Source organism: Streptomyces sp. NPDC059900, assembly GCF_050270335.1.
Classification (GTDB): Bacteria; Actinomycetota; Actinomycetes; order Streptomycetales; family Streptomycetaceae; genus Streptomyces.
Genome location: NZ_JBNNJZ010000628.1, coordinates 1 through 4,439, shown reverse-complemented (window position 1 = coordinate 4,439; position 4,439 = coordinate 1). Strand labels below are relative to the sequence as shown.

The following is a 4,439-nucleotide window of genomic DNA, read 5'->3' as shown; positions in this document are numbered from 1 at the left end:
AATCAAGGTTGTGAAGCGCCTTGACGACCAGGGAGCCCCTGAGGTGGCGCTGCACGAGCTCGCTCGACGTGAGCTCCGCGTTGTCGAGCTCGGTGTTGCGCCAGAACTCGGGGTAATAGTTCGTCTGGTCGATGACCACCTTTCCGGCCAGCTTGTCGGCGGGCAGCGCCTCGAAGTTCGCCAGGGGGAGGGGCAGAGCGACGATGTCACCGGCCGCGATCGCCTCATCGACGGTTCCGGCGCGGGCGAGCGGACCGAGTTCCGCAATGAGGTGCGCGATCGTCTCCGGGCCGCGTGAGTTGCTGAGCACGACGCGGTAGCCCGCGTCGACGGCCAGGCGGGCGACGGCGCCGCCGACCAGGCCGGAGCCGATAATCCCGATGGTCTGTGTCATCACCGATATCTCTCTCGTAGAAGGGCGGAGTCCGCTGCAAGGCGTCAGGTGTCTTGCGGAGTTGGACCCACGAGCCGATATTCGGCCTGCCCGCGCGGGTGCACCAGGCGCCGCTGTCCCTGGTACTGCCGGTACCACCCAGCTCCTGGCGCCGCGGCGCATACTGGGCCCATGAGCATCCCTACCGAGCTCGGCCCCGCCCTGCGCGCCTGGCGAGAGCGCATCGGCCCGGCCGACGTGGGCCTGCCGGTCACGGCCAACCGGCGGGTTCCGGGTCTGCGGCGCGAGGAACTGGCCGTCATGGCCGGTATCTCGGTCGACTACCTCGTGCAGCTCGAACAGGGCCGTGCCGGGAACCCGTCGCCCCAGGTGCTCGGGGCGTTCGCACAGACGCTGCGATTGAATGCCGTGGATCGCGAGCTGCTCTACCGGTTGGCCGGTTCGGTGGTTCCTCCGTCGGGTTCGGTTCCGCGCGAGGTGCCGCCGGGCGTACAGCGCATGATCGACCGGATGAGCGACACCCCGCTGGCCGTCTTCACCGCCGCATGGGACATCGTGCAGACGAACGCGCTGTGGGGCGAGCTGTTCGGCGGTCGCGCCGAACCCGGCGCCGGGCCCGCCAATCTCGTCTGGGGCCATTTCGCCGCCCCCACACCCGCGGGTGCATCGCGCATTGAGCGCGACGCCGCGCACGCCGACGCATTCGAACGCATGATGGTGTCCGACCTGCGCCGGGCCGCGGACCGCTACCCGGACGACCGCGCCGTCCTCGAACTGATCGGGGGACTGCGCGAGGCCAACCCGCGCTTCGCCGACCTGTGGACCCGCTACGAGACGGTGCCGATCGGGCGCTCGCGCAAAACGGTCGTCCACGCCGAGGTCGGCGAGATCGTCCTGGACTGCGACATCCTGACCATCGAACGTGCCGACCTGCACATCGTGCTGAACTGGGCCGCTCCGGACACCGGGGCCGCCCAGAAGCTGGCCGTGCTGCGCGATCGGGTGGCCACGGCAGCGGGGTAGCCTCGGCGCATGGTCAACATCAACTTCAGTGCTCCGGTCGGTGTCTGGTGGACCAGCGATCGGTGGCCGACCGCCGACGTGATCACCCGGGCTCTCGAGACGGAGCAACTCGGGTACGGATCGCTCTTCTACGGCGAAGCCGGAGGCAAGGAGAGCCTGACCCAGGCCGCTGCTCTGCTGGGCGGTACCGAGCGGCTGGTGGTCGGGACGGGCATTGCGAACATCCACGCCCGCAGCGCCCCGGCCAGCGAAGCGGGCGCCCGCACGCTGGGGGCGCTGCACCCGGGCCGGTTCGTGCTCGGGCTGGGGGTCAGCCACGCTCCGCTGGTGGAGCACAGCTATGCCGGCTCCTATGAAAAGCCCCTGAGCACCATGCGGGAGTACCTGCGGGTCATGGACGCGGTGCCCGACGAGGTCGAACCGGGAGGGCAGCGCCCGGCCCGGCTGCTCGCCGCGCTGGGCCCGAAGATGATCGAGCTGTCCGCCAAGGCGGCCGACGGGGCGCACCCCTACCTGGTGACTCCGGAGCAGACCGCCAGGACGCGCGAACGGGTCGGGGCGGGCAAGTGGGTCGTCAGCGAGCAGGCCGTCGCGCTCACCACCGACCGTGAAGAGGGCCTGCGCCGGGCCCACCAGCACCTGCACATGTACTCGCAGCTGCCGAACTACCGCAATTCCTGGCTGCGTCAGGGCTTCGACGAGTCCGACGTGGTGGTGGGCGGCTCGGACAAGCTGGCGGACGGCATGGTCGCCATCGGCGACGTGCAGGCGCTGGCTGCGCGTGTGCAACAGCACCTGGACGCGGGCGCCGACCACGTGCTCGTACAGGTTCTCGGCGAGGACCCCTCATCCGACCCGCTGCCCGCGCTGCGCGAACTCGCCCCGGCCCTCAAGCTGAGCGGCACCTGACCGAGCCGGCTATCCCCACCCGCCCCGCCCGCGACCGGCTCGACGGGGCGTCTGGCTCAGCGGGCGTCGTGCGTCCCCGGCGCGCCCAGGACGCGGCGCTCGCCGCCGTTGCGCTCCTGCCACAGGCGATAGACGTCCACGGCGCTCTCGCGCGGCTCGTGCCGCATCGGCAGCCGGCGCTCGGACCAGGGCTTGGCGAACTCGTCGTAGAACGTGCTCAGCTCGAAGTACTTGCGATCGTCGACGTAGTGCGGCTCGTAGGCCTCGCGGGTCGTCACGAAGACGACCTCGTCGGGGGAGCAGTAGTAGAGCGCGCCCAGGCACATGGGGCACGGCTGCGCCAGAACGTAGATCGTGGTGCCGGTCAGGTGCTCGGTGCCGAGCTTTACGCACGCGTCCCGGATGGCGAGCACTTCGGCGTGCGCGGTGGGGTCGTGGGTCTGGGCGACCTGGTTGGCGCGCTCGGCGATGATCTCGCCGTCCCTGACGATGACAGTGGCGAAGGGGCGGCCGCCGTCCTGGACGTTGGTGCGGGCCAGGTCGATCGTGCGCTGGACGAAGTCCACGGGATGCCTCCGGATCAGATCATTTCGGCTGCTTTCGGATCTCTACCCCAGTGTCGCGGAGCTGGAGCTATAGCGTCCAAGACGCACTCCTCATGCCACCTATAGATGCGATCTATACCCGGCGTTACGCTCGCGGTATGGCTCCTGTGGAACTGCGCCACCTGCGCTACCTCCTTGCCGTCGTCGAAAACGGCACCTTCACCAGGGCTGCCGAGGCGCTGCACGTCTCCCAGCCGACCCTCTCGCAGCAGATCCGGGCGCTGGAGCGGGCCGTCGGCGTGCCGCTGCTCGACCGGGCCGGGCGCACCGTGCGGCCCACCGACGCCGGCCAGGTGTACGTCGACCACGCGCGCCGGGCCCTGCGCGAGATCGCCGCAGCCGACCGGGCCGTGCAGGACGTGGGGGACCTCTCGCGCGGGCAGCTGCGGCTCGGCGTCACGCCCACCTTCACCGCCTACCTGGTCGGACCGCTCATGGGCGCCCTGCACGCCCGGCATCCCGGGCTCGACCTGAGCGTCCGGGAATCAACCCAGGAACGCATCGGGGCGGCACTGATCGCCGACGAACTGGACGCGGGGATCGGCTTCGCCGGCAACTCCGTGCCCGGCACAGCAGCCGAGCCACTGTTCACCGAGACACTCGCCGTGGTCATGGGCGGCAGCGGGGGCGGGGCCGCGCCGCTGCCGGTCGCCGAGCTGGCCGGACGGGACCTGGCGCTGCTCGCAGGCGACTTCGCCACCCGCGCCCGGATCGACGCCTACTTCGCCGACCAGGGCGTCGCGCCGCGGGTGGCCGTCGAGGCGGACTCGGCGCTGGCGCTCCTTGAGATCGTGCGGGGCGGAGCGCTGGCCACCGTGCTGCCCACCGCCGTGGCCCTGGACCGGCCGGGACTGTCGCAGGTGCCGCTGCGACCGCCGCTGCCCCACCGCACGGCGGCGCTCCTTACCCGCTCCGGCGGCCACCGCTCGGCAGCCGTATGGGCCTTCGTCGCGCTGCTGCGCACACAGGTGAACGAACGGGGTCTGCCGCCCGCCGGAGCGGCGGAGGGGTGAGGCTCGCCCCCCCCCGAGCCCATGAACGTGTGGTCATAGGGGAAGCGATGGACGCGCTCCCCAACGAGCCGGGGACCCAGCTGAGGGCGCCCGGCTAGGCGGCCTCGTAGTGGTGCGCGCGCCCGCCGCGCCACTTCACCCAGGACGGGTCGTCAAGCAGTCCCTCCGCGTCCGGCAGTCCCGCACGCCGCAGGAATTCGATCACGTCCGCATCGGAGTGCGCGAGTCCGAGGATCTGCTCGCGCGCGACGACCCGCCGGCCGCCAGTACCGAGCGGCGGGTGCACGATTATCGGGGCGGTGGGCATACCTCCAGAGTGCGCGCGTCCAGCGCTACCGGCACGCGGAGGGAGATGCCGTGGCCATCCGCCTGCGTGTGCGCGCGAGGTGGCTGGGAACCCACCGCCGTGCCCGCTGCCCCCTCCCGACAGGGTGGCTGTGACGAATCCGCCCTCACCGAGACCGCCACCGCGCCACACTCTCCCCATGGACGCGG

General features: G+C 71.3%; 6 protein-coding genes. 3 read left to right on the top strand and 3 right to left on the bottom strand.

What is annotated here, in order from left to right; genetic code table 11:
- Positions 1–394, bottom strand: a 394-nt coding sequence (locus ACQKIP_RS40720; protein WP_427745327.1) for an NADPH-dependent F420 reductase, incomplete at its 3' end; no start/stop codon positions are given.
- 171 nt (positions 395–565) lie between these two features.
- On the opposite strand from ACQKIP_RS40720, the gene ACQKIP_RS40715 reads away from it, so the two are divergent.
- Both ACQKIP_RS40715 and ACQKIP_RS40710 read left to right on the top strand, forming a co-directional pair.
- Complete coding sequence (locus tag ACQKIP_RS40715) at positions 566–1,417, top strand: helix-turn-helix transcriptional regulator (RefSeq protein ID WP_365866832.1); 852 nt, start codon at positions 566–568, stop codon at positions 1,415–1,417.
- A gap of 9 nt (positions 1,418–1,426) precedes the next feature.
- A complete protein-coding gene (locus ACQKIP_RS40710; RefSeq protein ID WP_365866834.1) occupies positions 1,427–2,326 on the top strand; it encodes an LLM class F420-dependent oxidoreductase in 900 nt (299 codons plus the stop codon).
- Between the two features lie 56 nt (positions 2,327–2,382).
- Here ACQKIP_RS40710 and ACQKIP_RS40705 read toward each other — a convergent pair whose 3' ends face one another.
- Positions 2,383–2,892 (bottom strand): nucleoside deaminase, encoded by a 510-nt coding sequence (locus ACQKIP_RS40705; protein ID WP_365866836.1) that lies wholly within the window; start codon positions 2,890–2,892, stop codon positions 2,383–2,385.
- A 137-nt stretch (positions 2,893–3,029) separates the two neighbouring features.
- On the opposite strand from ACQKIP_RS40705, the gene cynR reads away from it, so the two are divergent.
- Positions 3,030–3,944 (top strand): transcriptional regulator CynR, encoded by a 915-nt coding sequence (gene cynR / locus ACQKIP_RS40700; protein ID WP_365866838.1) that lies wholly within the window; start codon positions 3,030–3,032, stop codon positions 3,942–3,944.
- Positions 3,945–4,038: 94 nt separating this feature from the next.
- Here the strand turns inward: cynR and ACQKIP_RS40695 are convergent, their stop codons facing one another.
- Positions 4,039–4,251 carry a hypothetical protein gene (locus ACQKIP_RS40695; protein WP_365866840.1) on the bottom strand — a complete coding sequence of 71 codons (213 nt, stop codon included), beginning with the start codon at positions 4,249–4,251 and terminating at the stop codon, positions 4,039–4,041.
- Between the last annotated feature and the right edge of the window lie 188 nt (positions 4,252–4,439).

Excerpts from the sequence above, each read along its gene's own strand:
- ACQKIP_RS40715 (WP_365866832.1), top strand. The coding sequence starts at position 566 with ATGAGCATCCCTACCGAGCTCGGCCCCGCCCTGCGCGCCTGGCGAGAG.
- ACQKIP_RS40710 (WP_365866834.1), top strand. The coding sequence starts at position 1,427 with ATGGTCAACATCAACTTCAGTGCTCCGGTCGGTGTCTGGTGGACCAGC.
- cynR (WP_365866838.1), top strand. The coding sequence starts at position 3,030 with ATGGCTCCTGTGGAACTGCGCCACCTGCGCTACCTCCTTGCCGTCGTC.
- ACQKIP_RS40695 (WP_365866840.1), bottom strand. The coding sequence starts at position 4,251 with ATGCCCACCGCCCCGATAATCGTGCACCCGCCGCTCGGTACTGGCGGC.